We start from the raw sequence: 15,184 nt of genomic DNA, 5'->3' as shown, positions 1-15,184 counted from the left end.
GCTGCGGCCACAGCCCCTGACAGCTGCCCGGCAATTCCGGGATCCGCGCGGCGAGAGCGGCGGTATCGCCACTGCCGCCGACGGCACGGGCGCTACGCAGTCCCAGCAGTCACAACACTCCCAGGAATCCATGCAGCCCACGGAGTCCTCTTCCGCTCGCTGAGGGCGGCGGGACCCGCGCCCGGCGGGTCGTGGCACCGACATGGTCGGCCACGACCCCGCCGGGCGTTCGTGCTGCTCCGGCCGCGCTCCCGCCCGGCTGAGGGAACCCTCGTCGCGCTCCTTGACCCCCGGTCGGCACTCAACGATGCTGTGTTGCGGCACGTGAGATGTGTGCCGTAATGAGCAACATCCGATTCAAGTCTCGTACCAGCCGAGGAGTGGCCATGACGCACCAGGTCCGTGCTGTCGTCGCGCGGGGCAAGGGCGCCCCCGTCAGCCTGGAAACGATCATCGTGCCTGACCCGGGTCCGGGTGAGGCGCTGGTGAAGATCGAGGCCTGCGGGGTCTGCCACACCGATCTGCACTATCGCGAGGGCGGCATCAACGACGACTTCCCGTTCCTGCTGGGCCACGAGGCCGCGGGGATCGTGGAGTCGGTGGGGGAGGGGGTCACCGATGTCGCGCCCGGCGACTTCGTGATCCTCAACTGGCGTGCGGTGTGCGGCCAGTGCCGTGCCTGTCTGCGCGGAGAGTCGTGGTACTGCTTCAACACCCACAACGCGAAGCAGAAGATGACCCTGACCGACGGCACCGAGTTGTCGCCTGCCCTGGGCATCGGCGCGTTCGCGGAGAAGACGCTGGTCGCGGCCGGGCAGTGCACCAAGGTCGACCCGGCCGCGTCGGCGGCCGCCGCCGGTCTGCTGGGGTGTGGTGTGATGGCGGGCATCGGCGCGGCCATCAACACCGGGAACGTCGGCCGTGGCGACTCGGTCGCCGTCATCGGCTGCGGCGGTGTCGGGGCCGCGGCGATCGCCGGGGCGAGCCTGGCGGGCGCGGCGAAGGTCATCGCGGTCGACATCGACGACCGCAAGCTGGAGACGGCCTCGAAGCTGGGCGCGACCCACACCGTCAACTCCAAGGCCGCCGACGCGGTCGAGGCGATCCGCGAGCTGACCGGCGGCCACGGCGCCGACGTCGTCATCGAGGCGGTCGGCCGCCCGGAGACGTACAAGCAGGCCTTCTACGCCCGTGACCTCGCCGGCACCGTGGTCCTGGTCGGCGTACCGACCCCGGAGATGAAGCTGGAACTGCCGCTGCTGGACGTCTTCGGCCGTGGCGGCGCGCTGAAGTCCTCCTGGTACGGCGACTGCCTGCCCTCCCGCGACTTCCCGATGCTCATCGACCTCTATCTCCAGGGCCGGCTCGACCTGGACGCCTTCGTCACGGAGACCATCGCGCTGGACGAGGTCGAGAAGGCCTTCGAGCGGATGCACCACGGCGACGTGCTGCGCTCGGTGGTGGTCCTCTGATGGCCGCCCGCATCGAACACCTCCTCACCTCGGGGACGTTCTCGCTGGACGGCGGCACCTGGGACGTCGACAACAACGTGTGGATCGTCGGCGACGACAGCGAGGCGATCGTCATCGACGCCGCGCACGACGCCGAGGCCATCGCCGAAGCCGTCGGCGGGCGCATTCTGCGGGCGATCGTGTGCACCCACGCCCACAACGACCACATCGACGCCGCACCCGAACTGGCGGAGCGCACCGGCGCCCCGGTCCTCCTGCACCCCGACGACCTGCCGCTGTGGAAGCAGACCCACCCCGAGAGGGCGCCGGACGCCGAACTGACCGACGGCCAGGGCCTCACGGTGGCCGGTATCGAGCTGACCGTGCTGCACACGCCGGGCCACGCCCCTGGGGCGGTCTGCCTGTACGCACCGGCCCTGACGGCGCTCTTCAGCGGCGACACCCTGTTCGCCGGCGGGCCAGGGGCGACAGGGCGGTCGTACAGCCACTTCCCGACCATCGTCGAGTCGATCCGGGACCGGCTGCTCACGCTGCCCGGAGACACCGTCGTGCACACGGGACACGGGGATACGACCAGCGTCGCCGCCGAGGCCCCGCACCTCCAGGAGTGGATCGACCGCGGTTTCTGACGCCCACCGGCGTCCCTCGAACGCCCGCCGCATCGGCTCGCGGTCATCGCGAGCCGACGCGGCGGGCTGCTGTTGCTCTATGTGAGTTGAGTTTTTTATCGCGCAACGAAATCAACGGCCCAGAGCGCCCTCTGAATACCTTGACAAGGGTTCTGGGCGACCTCAGACTGATGTTGCGCTTACCGCAATCCGTTTCGCTATACGCACCGAGGTGTCATGATGATTCCCGCGTGCCGTCTCGAGGATCTCCCCCGAGGCGAGGCCCACCGGCTCGACAATGATCCGCCGGTTTCGGTGTTCCACACCGATGACGGCGAACTCTTCGCCATCGACGACACCTGCACCCACCAGGATGCGTCGCTCGCCGACGGCTGGCTGGAGGGCTGCGAGGTGGAATGCCCGCTGCATGCTTCCAAGTTCGACCTGAGGACCGGCGCGGTCGACGCCCCGCCGGCCAAGCTCCCGGTCCGGACGCACGAGGTCGTCGTCGAGGACGGCATGATCTACGTCCGGCTGTCCACCGAGGCGCCCAATCTGCCGCCCTGTATCTCGGCCCGGCTCGCCGGGGGTCCCGCGTGAGGACGGTCGCTGTGGTCGGCGCCTCGCTGGCCGGACTGTCGGCGGCGCGCTCCCTGCGCAAGCAGGGCTACGACGGCCGGCTGGTCGTCATCGGGGACGAGCTCCACCGCCCCTACGACAGGCCCCCGTTGTCCAAGGAGTTCCTGGCCGGCACGCTCGGCGAAGCCGAACTCGCCCTGGAGACGGATGACGAGGACCTCGCGGCGGAGTGGCTGCTCGGCGTCCGTGCCACCGGACTCGACCACGCGGCGCGTGCCCTGTGGCTCGCCGACGGACGGGAGGTGCGGGCCGACGGCGTCGTCATCGCGACGGGTGCTGCGGCGCGTACCCTCCCCGGCTCCGAGGGCCTGGTCGGCGTGCACACCCTGCGCACCCTGGACGACGCCCGCGCCCTTCGGGACGAACTGGCCCGCGGCGGACGCCTGGTGGTGATCGGCGGAGGCTTCATCGGGGCCGAGGTCGCCTCCACCGCGTACGCCCTCGGGCACGATGTGACTGTCGTCGAGGCCGCACCGACACCGCTCGCCGGACCGCTCGGCGAGACCATGGGCGCCATCGTCTCCGCCCTGCACGCCGACCACGGCGTACGGCTGGTGTGCGGTGTGGGCGTCAAGGGGCTGAGCGGGGAGACCCGCGTCGACGCCGTCCTGCTGGAGGACGGCCGCAGCATCCCCGCCGACATCGTCGTCGTCGGCGTGGGCGCCCGCCCGAACGTCGAGTGGCTGGAAGGCGCCGGCATCGCTCTCGACAACGGCGTCAAGTGCGGAGCCGACGGCCGCACCAGCCTGGCCGGTGTCGTCGCGGTCGGCGACTGCGCCAACTGGTACGACCCGCGCGCGGGTTTCCATCGCCGCGTCGAGCACTGGACCGGTGCGCGGGAGCGGCCCGACGCCGCGATCGCCACGCTGCTGGCGGGCGGTGCGGTGGAACCGGGTGTGCCCCGGCCGCCGTACTTCTGGTCCGACCAGTACGGCGTGAAGATCCAGTTCGCCGGTCACGCGGCCGGCGCGGACACGGTCACCATCGAGGCAGGCGCCGCGGACGACCGCGACGTCCTGGCCGTCTACCGGCGGGCCGGGGACCCGGTCGCCGTGCTCGGGATGAACCAGCCGCGGCTGTTCATGCGCTGGCGCAAGCAACTCGCTGCCACCGCATCTTGACACCGCCCCGGCGGCATCCCATGCTGCGGTTGCAAATAGCGCGCAGCGTTGCTCCATATACAACGACGCCCGGAGTCACTCTTCCCGGCGCGTGAATGACCCCTCCACGACGTTCTCCCGAGGAGTGCACCGTGACCTCGACCAGCCTGCCGGACAGCCTGATCGCCACCCTTCCCGGCTCCTCCTACACGGATCCGGGGATCTTCGCCCAGGAGCAGGAGCGCATATTCGAGACCATGTGGTTCTGCGTGGCGCGCGCCTCCGAGTTGGCGAAGCCCGGTGCCTTCCGCACCGTCGACGTGGGCCGCGAGAGCATCCTCGTCACCCGGGCCCGGGACAACAGTATCCGCGCCTACTTCAACGTCTGCCGGCACCGCGGCGCCAAGCTCTGCACGGAGGAGACCGGCGAGGTCAAGCGGGCCTTCCAGTGCCCGTACCACGCCTGGACGTACGACCTGAACGGCAAGCTCGTCGCGGCGCCCAACCTCACCAAGATGCCCGACGTGGGCCGTACCGAGTACGGCCTGGTGAGCGTGGCCGTGCGCGAATGGCTCGGCTATGTCTGGGTCTGCCTCGCGGAGAACCCGCCCTCCTTCGAGGAGGACGTCATCGCTGAGGTCGTCGCCCGCCTCGGCGACGTCGAGTCGATCGAGCGCTACGACATCGACAACCTCTCCGTCGGCAAGCGGATCGTCTATGACGTGAAGTCCAACTGGAAGCTCATCATCGAGAACTTCATGGAGTGCTACCACTGCGCCACGATCCATCCCGAACTCACCGAAGTGCTCCCGGAGTTCGCGGACGGTTACGCCGCCCAGTACTACGTGGGCCACGGCGCGGAGTTCGGTGAGGAGGTGCAGGGCTTCACCGTCGACGGCTCCGAGGGCCTGGACCGCATTCCCGGGGTCGCCGAGGACCAGGACCGCCGCTACTACGCGATCACCGTCAAGCCCCAGGTGTTCATCAATCTCGTGCCCGACCATGTGATCTTCCACCGGATGTATCCGGTGTCCGTGGACCGTACGATCGTCGAGTGCGACTGGCTCTACCTCCCGCACGTCGTCGAGAGCCGGAAGGACGTCAGCCGGTCCGTGGAACTCTTCCACCGCGTCAACCAGCAGGACTTCGACGCCTGCGAGCGCACGCAGCCCGGAATGAGCTCCCGGATGTATGCCAAGGGCGGCGTGCTGGTGCCCAGTGAGCACCACATCGGCGCATTTCACGACTGGGTGAACGAGCGCCTGGGCACCCCTCAGGGGTGACTCAGCCCAGATGACCCATCCGGTGGCTGATCTCCTCGGCGCCCTTGAGGAGAACCGGGGAGAGCTCGTGAAGCCGGTCCTCGGTGAAGCGGTACGACGGTCCGGAGGCGCTGAGCGCCGCGATGACCTCGCCGTCCCGGTTGCGGACCGGGGCGGCCATCGCGTGCAGACCGACCTCCAACTCCTCCAGGGTGAAGGCGTATCCCCGCTCCCGGGCCTCGGCGAGGTTCTTCTCGAGCTTCGTCTTCGCGGTGATGGTGTGCGGGGTGATCTTCTTCATGCCGGCGGCGGACAGCAGCGCGGCGCGCTCCTTGCCGGGCAGATGAGCCAGCAGGATCTTGCCGCTGGACGTGGCGTGCAGGGGCGTCAGCTGGCCGACCCAGTTGTGCGCGGTGACGGCTCCCGGACCACGCACCTGGAACAGGTTGATCGCGTAGTGCTCCTGCATGACGGCGATGTTGACGGTCTCGCCGATCTCCTCGGCGAGACGTTCGCACACCGGGCGGCCCTGCTGTGTGATGTCGATACGGCCCGTGACCGCCCCGGCCAGGCGGACGATGCCGAAGCCGAGCCGGTACTTGCCGCGCTCACCGGCCTGCTCCACCAGACCGCGCGCCTCCAGCGCGCCGAGCAGGCGGAACGCGGTGGACTTGTGCACCTCGATCTCGCCCGCTACCTCGCTGACGCCCGCTTCGCCACGCTGGGCGAGGATCTCCAGGACGCTGATGGCGCGATCGACCGACTGCACGCCGCCGGTTTGCGAATTTGACGTTTCTGAGTCAGGGCTGTAGTTGCTCACAGTGAAACTATACGCGCAGTAAACAACGTAGCTGCAAGTGACCATGCCGAAATGAAGACCTCGAAAGTTGCGCGGTTCGCAACCTGGTGCGTATGGCGCTACCGGGTTTAACATGCCTCGCATATCTACGGCGCGAGCGAGACGAGGCACCATGGCTCCCCAGCAGTACGACTTCGTCATCGTCGGCGGCGGTTCGGCCGGCAGTGCACTGGCGAACAGACTCTCCGCTGACCCGGCCAACCGCGTGCTGGTCCTGGAGGCCGGCCGGTCGGACTACCCGTGGGACGTGTTCATCCACATGCCCGCGGCGCTGACCTACCCGATCGGCAGCCGCTTCTACGACTGGAAGTACGAGTCCGAGCCCGAACCCCACATGGGCGGCCGTCGCGTCTACCACGCGCGCGGCAAGGTACTGGGCGGCTCCAGCAGCATCAACGGCATGATCTTCCAGCGCGGCAACCCCATGGACTACGAGCGCTGGGCCGCCGACCCGGGCATGGAGACCTGGGACTACGCACACTGTCTGCCGTACTTCCGGCGCATGGAGAACTGTCTGGCGGCCGACCCCGACGACGAGTTCCGCGGCCACGACGGCCCCCTCGTCCTCGAACGCGGTCCGGCCGACAACCCCCTCTTCAGCGCCTTCCTCAAGGCCACCCAGGAGGCGGGCTACGCGCCCACGGACGACGTCAACGGCTACCGGCAGGAAGGTTTCGCCAAGTTCGACCGGAATGTCCACCGTGGGCGCCGGCTGTCGGCCTCGAAGGCGTACCTCAAGCCCGCCATGAAGCGGCCCAACCTCACGGTCACGACCCGTGCCCTCGTCACGCGCGTCCTCTTCGAGGGCAAGCGCGCCGTAGGTGTCGAGTACCAGCGCGGCAAGGGCGCGCTCCAGCAGGTCCGCGCCAGGGAGGTCATCCTGTGCGGCGGAGCCATCAACTCCCCGCAGTTGCTCCAGCTCTCCGGCGTCGGCAACGCCGAGGAACTGCGAGCCCTCGGCATCGACGTCGTCCACGACCTCCCCGGCGTCGGCGAGAACATGCAGGACCACCTGGAGGTGTACATCCAGTACGCCTGCAAGCAACCCGTCTCCATGCAGCCGTACCTGGCGAAGTGGCGGGCCCCATTCATCGGCCTGCAATGGCTGTTCAGGAAGGGCCCGGCCGCGACCAACCACTTCGAGGCCGGCGGCTTCGCCCGCAGCAACGAGGACGTGGACTACCCCAACCTGATGTTCCACTTCCTGCCCATCGCGGTCCGTTACGACGGCTCCGTGCCTGCCGGCGGCCACGGCTACCAGGTGCACGTCGGACCCATGTACTCCGACGCCATCGGCTCCGTGAAGATCAAGAGCAGGGACCCGCGCGAGCACCCGGCACTGCGCTTCAACTATCTCTCCACCGAGCAGGACCGCCGCGAGTGGGTCGAGGCGATCAGGGTGGCGCGCAAGCTCCTCAGCCAGCCCGCGCTTGCTCCCTACAACGACGGGGAGATCTCGCCCGGACCGTCGGTGGAGACCGACGAGGAGATCCTCGCGTGGGTGGCCAAGGACGGCGAGACCGCCCTGCACCCGTCCTGCACCTGCAAGATGGGCACCGACGAGATGTCCGTCGTCGACCCCACCAGCATGCGGGTGCACGGCGTCGAGGGCCTGCGCGTGGTGGACGCGTCGGTGATGCCGTACGTCACCAACGGCAACATCTACGCCCCGGTGATGATGGTCGCCGAGAAGGCCGCAGACCTGATCCTCGGCAAGGAGCCGGCGGCGCCGTCGAAGGCCGCGTACTACCGCCACCGTGACGTCCAGACGCAGGTGGAGTAGGCGTTGGGCGCGACAGGGCTCACGGCGCTGCTGAACAGCGTCCGCTACGAGGTGCTGCCCGCGAAGGCGACCGAGGACAAGGTCCTCGCCCATGTCCCGCGCGACGTCGTCGTCACCGTGACCGCGTCGCCGGTCAAGGGCCTGGAACCCACGCTCGGCCTCACTGAGAGGCTCGCGGCACACGGCTACCGGGTCGTCCCGCACGTGGCGGCGCGGCTGCTGCGGGACGAGGTGCATCTGAAGGAGGTCGCGGACCGGCTGCGCGAGGCCGGTGTGGACGACGTCTTCGTCCCGGCCGGTGACGCGGACCCGCCGGCCGGGGTGTACGACGGGGCGCTGCCGGTGCTGCGTCGGCTGAGCGAGCTGGGCAGCCCCTTCGCCCGCGTCGGCATCACCGGCTATCCCGAGAGCCATCCGCTCATCCACGACGACCTCACCATCCAGGCGATGTGGGACAAGCGTGAGCACGCCACGTACCTCGTGAGCAACCTCTGCTTCGACCCGCGGGTGCTGGGGGACTGGCTCGCTCGTATACGGCGCCGGGACGTCACCCTGCCGGTCCATGTGGGTGTCGCGGGGCCCGTGCAGCGGGCGAAGCTGCTGACGATGGCCACGAAGATCGGGGTGGGGGAGTCGACGCGCTTCCTGACGAAGCACGCCTCGTGGTTCGTGCGTTTCGCGGCCCCCGGAGGGTATGCGCCCGAGCGGCTGCTGTCCCGCACCGAGGAGGCTCTCACCGCACCCTCGGCGGGGGTGGCGGGTTTGCACCTGTTCACGTTCAACCAGATCGCCGAGACGGAGCGGTGGCGCCGCGCGCTGCTCGACCGCTTGGGCGGCTGAACCGGGGAGAAGGATGACCACCGGCACCGACTGGCAGCTGACTCGAACCTTCACCAGCTCCTCGGGCGACGTCTGCTGGGACCGGCTGGGGCAGCCCGGCCGGCCGCCGGTCGTCCTGCTGCACGGCACCCCCTTCTCGTCGTTCGTCTGGCGTGCCGTCGCCCGCTCCCTCGCCCGCGACCATCGGGTGTTCGTCTGGGACATGCCCGGCTACGGAACCTCCGAGAAGGCGGAGGGACAGGATGTGTCCCTGGCCGCCCAGGGCCGCGTCTTCACCGAGCTCCTGAGCCACTGGGGCCTCGCGGAACCGCTCGTGGTGGCGCACGACTTCGGCGGCGCCGTCGCCCTGCGGGCACACCTGTTGCACGGCGTCGGCTACCGCGCTCTGGCGCTGGTGGACCCGGTCGCGCTGGCGCCGTGGGGCTCGCCGTTCTTCCGGCTGGTCCGCGAACACGCCGATGTCTTCGAGCGGTTGCCGCCCACGCTCCACGCCGCCCTGGTGCGTGAGTACGTCACGTCCGCCAGTGCCCCTGGCCTGCACCCGGCGGTCCTGGACCGGCTTGTCGAGCCCTGGCTGGACGACCCCGGCCAGGCGGCCTTCTACCGGCAGATCGCCCAGGCCGAGCAGCGCTACACCGACGAGATCCAGGGCCGCTACGCCGGGATCGATATCCCCACGCTCGTCTGCTGGGGCGAGGACGACACCTGGATCCCGGTGGCGAAGGGGCGCGAGCTCGCCGCGCTGGTCCCCGGCGCGCGGTTCGAATCGATCGCCGGCGCGGGCCACCTCGTCCAGGAGGACGGCCCCGCGGAGCTCACGGCCGCGCTCATCGCCTTCTTCCGGCTGCCGCGGTGACCGAAGGACAGCATGTCCGGGGCCGTATACGACAGCCGTATACGGCAGGGGCGGGACCGGAATCCGGTCCCGCCCCACTGTGGCCGCGGTTCAGCGGAAGACCACCGTGCGGTTGCCGTCCACCATCACGCGGCTCTCGCTGTGCCACTTCACCGCGTGCGCGAGCACCTGCGCCTCCACGTCCCGCCCGACCGTGACCAGTTCGCCCGGGTCGAGCGAGTGGTCCACCCGGACCACGTCCTGCTCGATGATTTGGCCCTCGTCCAGGTCCGACGTCACATAGTGCGCCGTAGCGCCGACGAGCTTCACTCCGCGCTGGTAGGCCTGGTCGTAGGGGCGCGCCCCCTTGAAGCTGGGGAGGAAGGAGTGGTGGATGTTGATGGCGCGGCCCTCCAGCTGCTTGCACAGGTCGTCGGAGAGGATCTGCATGTAGCGGGCCAGCACCACGAGGTCGATGTCCAGCTCACGCATCAGCTCCAGCAGCCGTGCCTCGGCCTCGGGCTTGGTGTCCTTGGTGACCGGGACGTGGTGGAAGGGGATGCCGTAGGTCTCCGCGAGCCCCTCGAAGTCCTGGTGGTTGGAGACGATCGCGGGGATCTCGATGTTGAGGGCGCCGGTGCGCCGGCGGAAGAGCAGGTCGTTCAGGCAGTGGCCGAACTTGGACACCATGATCAGCGTCCGGGTCGGCGTGGCCGCTTCGCTCAGGGCCCAGGAGATGCCGTAGGCCTGGGCCACGGGACCGAACCGGTAGCGCAGATTTTCCAGCTGGACGTTCGGATCGGACACGTCGAAGTGGACCCGCATGAAGAAACGACCTTGAAGTCGGTCGTCGAACTGCTGGCTTTCCAGGATGTTGCCGGAGTTCCTGACGAGAAAGCCGCTCACGGCGTGAACCAGTCCCGCGCTGTCGGGGCAGGAGAGGGTGAGGACGTACTCACGGCCAGGTTGTGGGCGAGGGGACATGCGCGGCCTCCGTTGGTGCGTATTGCACAACATGGTGAGCTATACGCAACATGGTCGGCTCGGCGCCGCTCGCGGTCAAGGGTGGGTGGGCAAAGGTGCGCATGGTGAAATCGTCATCCGCCAACCTCTTGACGTCGGTCTGCCTATTCGACACTGTGTTCCACCACAAGCAATTGGGTGCACGATGCGCAACGAATTTCCATGGAAAGGCTCGGCGCGTGGCAGACCTGTATGTGGATGGCGAATGGCGGGATCCAGTGGCCGGCGGTCACCGGGAGATCCGATGTCCCGCCGACGGCACGCTCGCGGCGACCGTATCGGAAGCGACACGCCCCGACGCCGAGGCCGCGATCGCCGCGGCCCGCCGCGCCTTCGACGCCGGGCACTGGCCGAACACCTCCGAGCGTGAGCGGGGCGCGCTGCTGCTGCGCACCGCCGACATCCTGGAGCGCGACGCCAAGGCTTTCGCCCGCGCCGAGTCCCTGGACACCGGCAAGCGACTGGTGGAGAGCGAGTACGACATCGCCGATGTCGTCTCCTGCTTCCGCTACTACGGCGGCCTCGCGGGCACGGACGCCGGCCGGGCGATCGACACCGGCCGCGACGACGCCGTGAGCCGGGTCGTATACGAGCCGGTCGGCGTGTGCGGGCTGATCACCCCCTGGAACTACCCGCTGCTGCAAGCCAGTTGGAAGGTCGCCCCGGCGCTGCTCGCCGGCAACACGATCGTCCTCAAGCCCAGCGAGCTCACCCCCTCCACATCGATCCTGCTGATGAAGGCGCTGGAGGAGGCCGGGGTCCCGGCCGGCGTCGCGAACCTTGTGCTGGGCACCGGGCCCGAGGTGGGCGCGCCGCTGTCCGAGGACCCCGCCGTGGACATGGTCTCCTTCACCGGAGGCCTGGAGACCGGCAAGCGGATCATGGCCACCGCCGCCGCGACCGTGAAAAAGGTGGCATTGGAACTCGGCGGCAAGAACCCCAACGTCGTGTTCGCCGACGCCGACTTCGAGACGGCCGTCGACTTCGCCCTCACGGCCGTCTTCCTGCACTCGGGACAGGTCTGCTCGGCCGGTGCCCGGCTGATCGTCGAGGACTCCCTGCACGACCGCTTCGTCGATGAGGTCGTCCGCCGGGCCCGGCAGATCCGCCTCGGCGGCCCCTTCGACCCCGACGCCGAGACCGGGGCGCTGATCTCCGCGGCGCACCGGGACAAGGTCGAGGCCTACGTGGCCGCGGGGATCGCCGAGGGCGCCGTACTGCGCTGCGGCGGCGCCCGGCCCGTAGACCCCGCGCTGGCGAACGGCCATTACTACCTGCCCGCCGTGCTCGACGAGTGCCGGCAGGACATGCGCGTGGTGCACGAGGAGTCCTTCGGGCCCGTGCTGACCGTGGAGCGTTTCACCGACGAGGACGACGCCGTACGCATCGCCAACGACACCGAGTACGGACTTGCCGGGGCCGTATGGACGCAGGACGCCGGCAAGGCCCAGCGGGTCGCCCGGCGGCTGCGTCACGGCACGGTGTGGATCAACGACTACCACCCCTATGTGCCGCAAGCGGAATGGGGTGGCTTCGGGCACTCGGGCGTGGGCCGGGAGCTGGGACCGACCGGCCTGAACGAATACCGAGAGCCCAAGCACATCTGGCAGAACATCCAACCCCGGCCGCAGCACTGGTTCCGCGGCTGAACGCCGAAAGAAGGTCGAACGTGACCACACAGACCGAGATGCCGCAGCGGCGCGGCACGCCCCAGGACTCGGGCTCCACCCCGGTCATCTCCGTGCGCAGGCTGTGGAAGGTGTTCGGGCCGAAGGCCGACCAGGTCCCGGACTCCGAGGAGCTGTGCGGCCTCACCCGCCGCGAGCTCATGGACCGCACCGGCTGCACCGCCGCCGTACGCGACGTCCACTTCGATGTCTCGCCCGGCGAGGTCTTCGTCGTCATGGGCCTGTCCGGTTCCGGCAAGTCCACGCTGGTGCGATGTCTGACCCGGCTGATCGAACCCACCGCCGGTGAGGTCGTCTTCGAGGGCGAGGACATCCGCCAGGCCGACGACAAACGCCTGCGCGACCTGCGCCGCCGCAAGTTCTCCATGGTCTTCCAGCACTTCGGTCTGCTGCCCCACCGCCGCGTCGTGGACAACGTGGCGTTCGGTCTGGAGATCCGGGGCATGGGCCGGGCCGAGCGCGTCAAGCGGGCCCAGGAGGTCGTCGAGCTGGTCGGCCTCGCGGGCTACGAGAACTCCTACCCCGACCAGCTGTCCGGCGGTATGCAGCAGCGTGTGGGCCTCGCCCGGGCGCTGGCCGGCGATCCGGACGTGCTCTTCTTCGACGAGCCGTTCTCGGCGCTCGACCCGCTGATCCGCCGTGACATGCAGAACGAGGTCATCCGCCTGCACCACGAGGTCGGCAAGACGATGGTGTTCATCACCCACGACCTCTCCGAGGCCCTCAAGCTGGGCGACCGCATCCTGATCATGCGTGACGGCAAGATGGTCCAGTGCGGCACCGGCGACGAGCTCGTAGGCGCCCCGGCGGACGACTACGTCCGCGAGTTCGTCAAGGACGTGCCGCGCGGCGACGTACTCACCCTGCGCTGGATCATGCGCCCGCCGACGGACGACGACGCCCTGGACGGCCCCGAGTTGGGCCCGGACGTCGTGGTGAAGGAGGCCACCCGGGCGGTGCTCGCGGCCGACAAGCCGGTCAAGGTCGTCGAGAAGGGCAAGCTGCTCGGCATCGTCGGCGACGAGGAGATCCTCGCGGTGGTCGCCGGGCAGGAAGGCGGCGCGTGATGACCGTCGCCATGGAGAAACCCGAGAAGACGCAGCCGGCCGAGCCGGCCGCGCCCGTCAAAGAGGCACGCAAGGTCAGCCGGTCCATGGTGGTCGGCGCCATCCTGGTCGCCTGGCTGGTGCTGTTCTTCGTACTGCGCGGAAAGCAGACCCTCGCCCTTGCGGCGGCCGACCTGACCGACCTGCACCGGTGGTTCAACGACGTCAACGACTCGATCGGCGCGAACCGCAACTCCAACCCGCTCTTCCTCTACTTCTTCAACGAGATCCGCCTGGTCATCGACTCCCTGGTGACCTTCGTCCAGGAGCTGATCTCACAGTCCTCAGGCGACCGGCCCGTCCCGCAGATCGGCTGGCTCGGTGTCGTCGGCCTCGCCGGCTATGTCTCCTGGGCCATGGGCAACTGGCGGGTCGCGCTGCTGGCGGTCGCCGGCTTCACCTTCCTCGGCCTGCAGGGGCTGTGGCAGGAGAGCATGGACACCCTGGCGCTCACCGTCTCCGCCGTCTTCGTGGCGTTGCTGTTCGCTATCCCGCTGGGCGTGTGGGCGGGGCTGTCCGACCGGTTCAACCGGATCATCACGCCCCTCCTGGACTTCATGCAGACGATGCCGACCTTCGTCTACCTGGCCCCGCTGACGCTGTTCTTCCTCATCGGCGGAGCCTCCGCCACCATCGCCACGGTGATCTACGCGGCACCACCCGCGATCCGCATCACCGCGCACGCCATCCGGACCGTGCCCGAGACCACCGTCGAGGCGGCCGACTCCCTGGGCGCGACACGACGGCAGGCCCTGCTGAAGGTCCTGCTGCCGATGTCCAAGCGAACCGTGGTGATGGGCGTCAACCAGACCATCATGGCCGCGCTGGCCATGGTCACCATCGCGGCCCTGATCGACGCGCCCGGCCTCGGCAAGACCGTCGTACAGGCGCTGCAGTCGCTGGACGTGGGCACGGCCTTCAACGCGGGCCTGTCCATCGTCGTCATGGCGATCGTCCTCGACCGGGTCACGACCGCGGCCAGCACGCGCGAGGAGGAGGCCCGGCGCTCGAAGAACCGCGTCCTCGCCTGGCGGCGGCCGCTGCTGGGCGCGGGCGCGGCGGTGACGGGCGTCCTGATCTACATGTCGCACACCTACGTGTGGGCGGCGGAGTTCCCCGGCGAGGGCGGTATCGGAAGCTCCATCGCGAGCGCGGCCGACACCGCGACGACCTGGGTGCAGGACAACCTCTCGGGCCTCACCAACACCATCCGCGACGTCATCACCAACGGGCTGCTCAACCCGTTCCAGTCGCTGCTCACCGACTCCCCGTGGTGGCTCGTCGGTGCTGTGCTGATCGCGGTCGGCGTCGTCCTCGGCGGCCTGCGCGCCGGCCTCACCACGGCGGTGTGCGTGGGCCTGCTGGTCGCCACCGGCGTGTGGTCGGACGGCATGACGACGCTGGCGTCGACCGTCGTCGCCACCGTGCTCGTGATGCTGCTCGGCATCGTCTTCGGTGTATGGATGGGTCGCAGCGCCCTCGTGGACCGGATGCTGCGGCCCAGCCTGGATGCGGCACAGGTCATGCCGCCGTTCGTCTATCTCGTGCCGTTCCTCGCGCTGTTCGGCGCGACCCGCTTCACGGCGATCGTCGCGGCCATCGTCTACGCGGCTCCCGTCGCCATGAAGATCATCGCGGACGGCGTGCGGAACGTGCCCGCGACGACCGTGGAGGCGGCCACCTCCGCCGGGTGCAACACCTGGCAGATCATCACCAAGGTCCAACTGCCGATGGCACGCAGCGCCCTGACTCTCGCCACCAACCAGGGCCTGATCTACGTGCTGTCGATGGTTGTGGTGGGCGGCCTGGTAGGAGCGGGCGCCCTCGGCTACGACGTCGTGGCCGGCTTCTCGCAGGGACAGCTGTTCGGGAAGGGGCTCGCCGCAGGGCTCGCCATCGTCCTTCTCGGAGTCATGTTCGACCGGATCACTCAGGCAGCGGCTCGCCGCACCAGCGCATAAAAGGAGCA

The 15,184-nt window shown here is 69.1% G+C and carries 13 protein-coding genes; 11 read left to right on the top strand and 2 right to left on the bottom strand.

What is annotated here, in order from left to right:
- The first annotated feature begins 386 nt into the window (after nt 1-386).
- The 5 genes from IEY95_RS17360 (at nt 387) to IEY95_RS17340 (ending at nt 5,102) form a co-directional block, all read left to right on the top strand.
- Complete coding sequence (locus IEY95_RS17360; RefSeq protein WP_189186908.1) at nt 387-1,472, top strand: S-(hydroxymethyl)mycothiol dehydrogenase; 1,086 nt, start codon at nt 387-389, stop codon at nt 1,470-1,472.
- On the top strand, nt 1,472-2,101 hold the full coding sequence (locus IEY95_RS17355) for an MBL fold metallo-hydrolase (RefSeq protein WP_189186907.1): 630 nt from the start codon (nt 1,472-1,474) through the stop codon (nt 2,099-2,101). The genes IEY95_RS17360 and IEY95_RS17355 overlap by 1 nt, the downstream gene beginning before the upstream one ends.
- A gap of 216 nt (nt 2,102-2,317) precedes the next feature.
- Nucleotides 2,318-2,680, top strand: coding sequence for a bifunctional 3-phenylpropionate/cinnamic acid dioxygenase ferredoxin subunit (locus IEY95_RS17350; RefSeq protein WP_189186906.1), 363 nt, complete (start codon nt 2,318-2,320; stop codon nt 2,678-2,680).
- Nucleotides 2,677-3,840, top strand: a complete 1,164-nt coding sequence (locus IEY95_RS17345) for an NAD(P)/FAD-dependent oxidoreductase (protein ID WP_189186905.1) — start codon at nt 2,677-2,679, stop codon at nt 3,838-3,840. The genes IEY95_RS17350 and IEY95_RS17345 overlap by 4 nt, the downstream gene beginning before the upstream one ends.
- A 131-nt stretch (nt 3,841-3,971) precedes the next feature.
- Nucleotides 3,972-5,102 carry an aromatic ring-hydroxylating oxygenase subunit alpha gene (locus IEY95_RS17340; protein WP_189186904.1) on the top strand — a complete coding sequence of 377 codons (1,131 nt, stop codon included), beginning with the start codon at nt 3,972-3,974 and terminating at the stop codon, nt 5,100-5,102.
- A gap of 1 nt (nt 5,103) precedes the next feature.
- On the opposite strand, the gene IEY95_RS17335 is transcribed toward IEY95_RS17340, so the two are convergent.
- Nucleotides 5,104-5,850, bottom strand: coding sequence for an IclR family transcriptional regulator (locus IEY95_RS17335; protein WP_229703050.1), 747 nt, complete (start codon nt 5,848-5,850; stop codon nt 5,104-5,106).
- Between the two features lie 202 nt (nt 5,851-6,052).
- On the opposite strand from IEY95_RS17335, the gene betA reads away from it, so the two are divergent.
- The 3 genes from betA to IEY95_RS17320 are packed head-to-tail and all read left to right on the top strand — an operon-like array spanning nt 6,053 to nt 9,419.
- Nucleotides 6,053-7,723, top strand: coding sequence for a choline dehydrogenase (gene betA, locus IEY95_RS17330; RefSeq protein ID WP_189186902.1), 1,671 nt, complete (start codon nt 6,053-6,055; stop codon nt 7,721-7,723).
- Nucleotides 7,724-7,726: 3 nt separating this feature from the next.
- Nucleotides 7,727-8,563, top strand: a complete 837-nt coding sequence (locus IEY95_RS17325) for a methylenetetrahydrofolate reductase (RefSeq protein WP_189186901.1) — start codon at nt 7,727-7,729, stop codon at nt 8,561-8,563.
- A gap of 13 nt (nt 8,564-8,576) precedes the next feature.
- Complete coding sequence (locus IEY95_RS17320; RefSeq protein ID WP_189186900.1) at nt 8,577-9,419, top strand: alpha/beta fold hydrolase; 843 nt, start codon at nt 8,577-8,579, stop codon at nt 9,417-9,419.
- Nucleotides 9,420-9,509: 90 nt separating this feature from the next.
- On the opposite strand, the gene purU is transcribed toward IEY95_RS17320, so the two are convergent.
- Nucleotides 9,510-10,382, bottom strand: coding sequence for a formyltetrahydrofolate deformylase (purU, locus tag IEY95_RS17315; protein ID WP_189186899.1), 873 nt, complete (start codon nt 10,380-10,382; stop codon nt 9,510-9,512).
- A gap of 218 nt (nt 10,383-10,600) precedes the next feature.
- On the opposite strand from purU, the gene IEY95_RS17310 reads away from it, so the two are divergent.
- Genes IEY95_RS17310 through IEY95_RS17300 form a run of 3 tightly spaced genes read left to right on the top strand, consistent with a single transcriptional unit; the run spans nt 10,601 to nt 15,176 of the window.
- Complete coding sequence (locus tag IEY95_RS17310) at nt 10,601-12,070, top strand: aldehyde dehydrogenase family protein (RefSeq protein WP_189186898.1); 1,470 nt, start codon at nt 10,601-10,603, stop codon at nt 12,068-12,070.
- 38 nt (nt 12,071-12,108) lie between these two features.
- Nucleotides 12,109-13,176 (top strand): quaternary amine ABC transporter ATP-binding protein, encoded by a 1,068-nt coding sequence (locus IEY95_RS17305; RefSeq protein WP_189186959.1) that lies wholly within the window; start codon nt 12,109-12,111, stop codon nt 13,174-13,176.
- On the top strand, nt 13,176-15,176 hold the full coding sequence (locus IEY95_RS17300; RefSeq protein ID WP_189186897.1) for an ABC transporter permease: 2,001 nt from the start codon (nt 13,176-13,178) through the stop codon (nt 15,174-15,176). Before IEY95_RS17305 ends, IEY95_RS17300 begins: the two co-directional genes overlap by 1 nt.
- Nucleotides 15,177-15,184 lie beyond the last annotated feature (8 nt).

The sequence above is a fragment of the Streptomyces albiflavescens genome (genome assembly GCF_014645835.1).
In the GTDB taxonomy this organism is placed as follows: Bacteria; Actinomycetota; Actinomycetes; order Streptomycetales; family Streptomycetaceae; genus Streptomyces; species Streptomyces albiflavescens.
The sequence above is the reverse complement of the archived record's forward strand: the minus strand, read 5'-3'. Positions and strand labels throughout refer to the sequence as shown.

Bases quoted from the DNA above. Each gene is read 5' to 3' on its own strand.
- IEY95_RS17360 (WP_189186908.1), top strand. From the start codon at position 387: ATGACGCACCAGGTCCGTGCTGTCGTCGCGCGGGGCAAGGGCGCCCCC.
- IEY95_RS17355 (WP_189186907.1), top strand. From the start codon at position 1,472: ATGGCCGCCCGCATCGAACACCTCCTCACCTCGGGGACGTTCTCGCTG.
- IEY95_RS17350 (WP_189186906.1), top strand. From the start codon at position 2,318: ATGATGATTCCCGCGTGCCGTCTCGAGGATCTCCCCCGAGGCGAGGCC.
- betA (WP_189186902.1), top strand. From the start codon at position 6,053: ATGGCTCCCCAGCAGTACGACTTCGTCATCGTCGGCGGCGGTTCGGCC.
- IEY95_RS17320 (WP_189186900.1), top strand. From the start codon at position 8,577: ATGACCACCGGCACCGACTGGCAGCTGACTCGAACCTTCACCAGCTCC.
- purU (WP_189186899.1), bottom strand. From the start codon at position 10,382: ATGTCCCCTCGCCCACAACCTGGCCGTGAGTACGTCCTCACCCTCTCC.
- IEY95_RS17305 (WP_189186959.1), top strand. From the start codon at position 12,109: ATGCCGCAGCGGCGCGGCACGCCCCAGGACTCGGGCTCCACCCCGGTC.
- IEY95_RS17300 (WP_189186897.1), top strand. From the start codon at position 13,176: ATGACCGTCGCCATGGAGAAACCCGAGAAGACGCAGCCGGCCGAGCCG.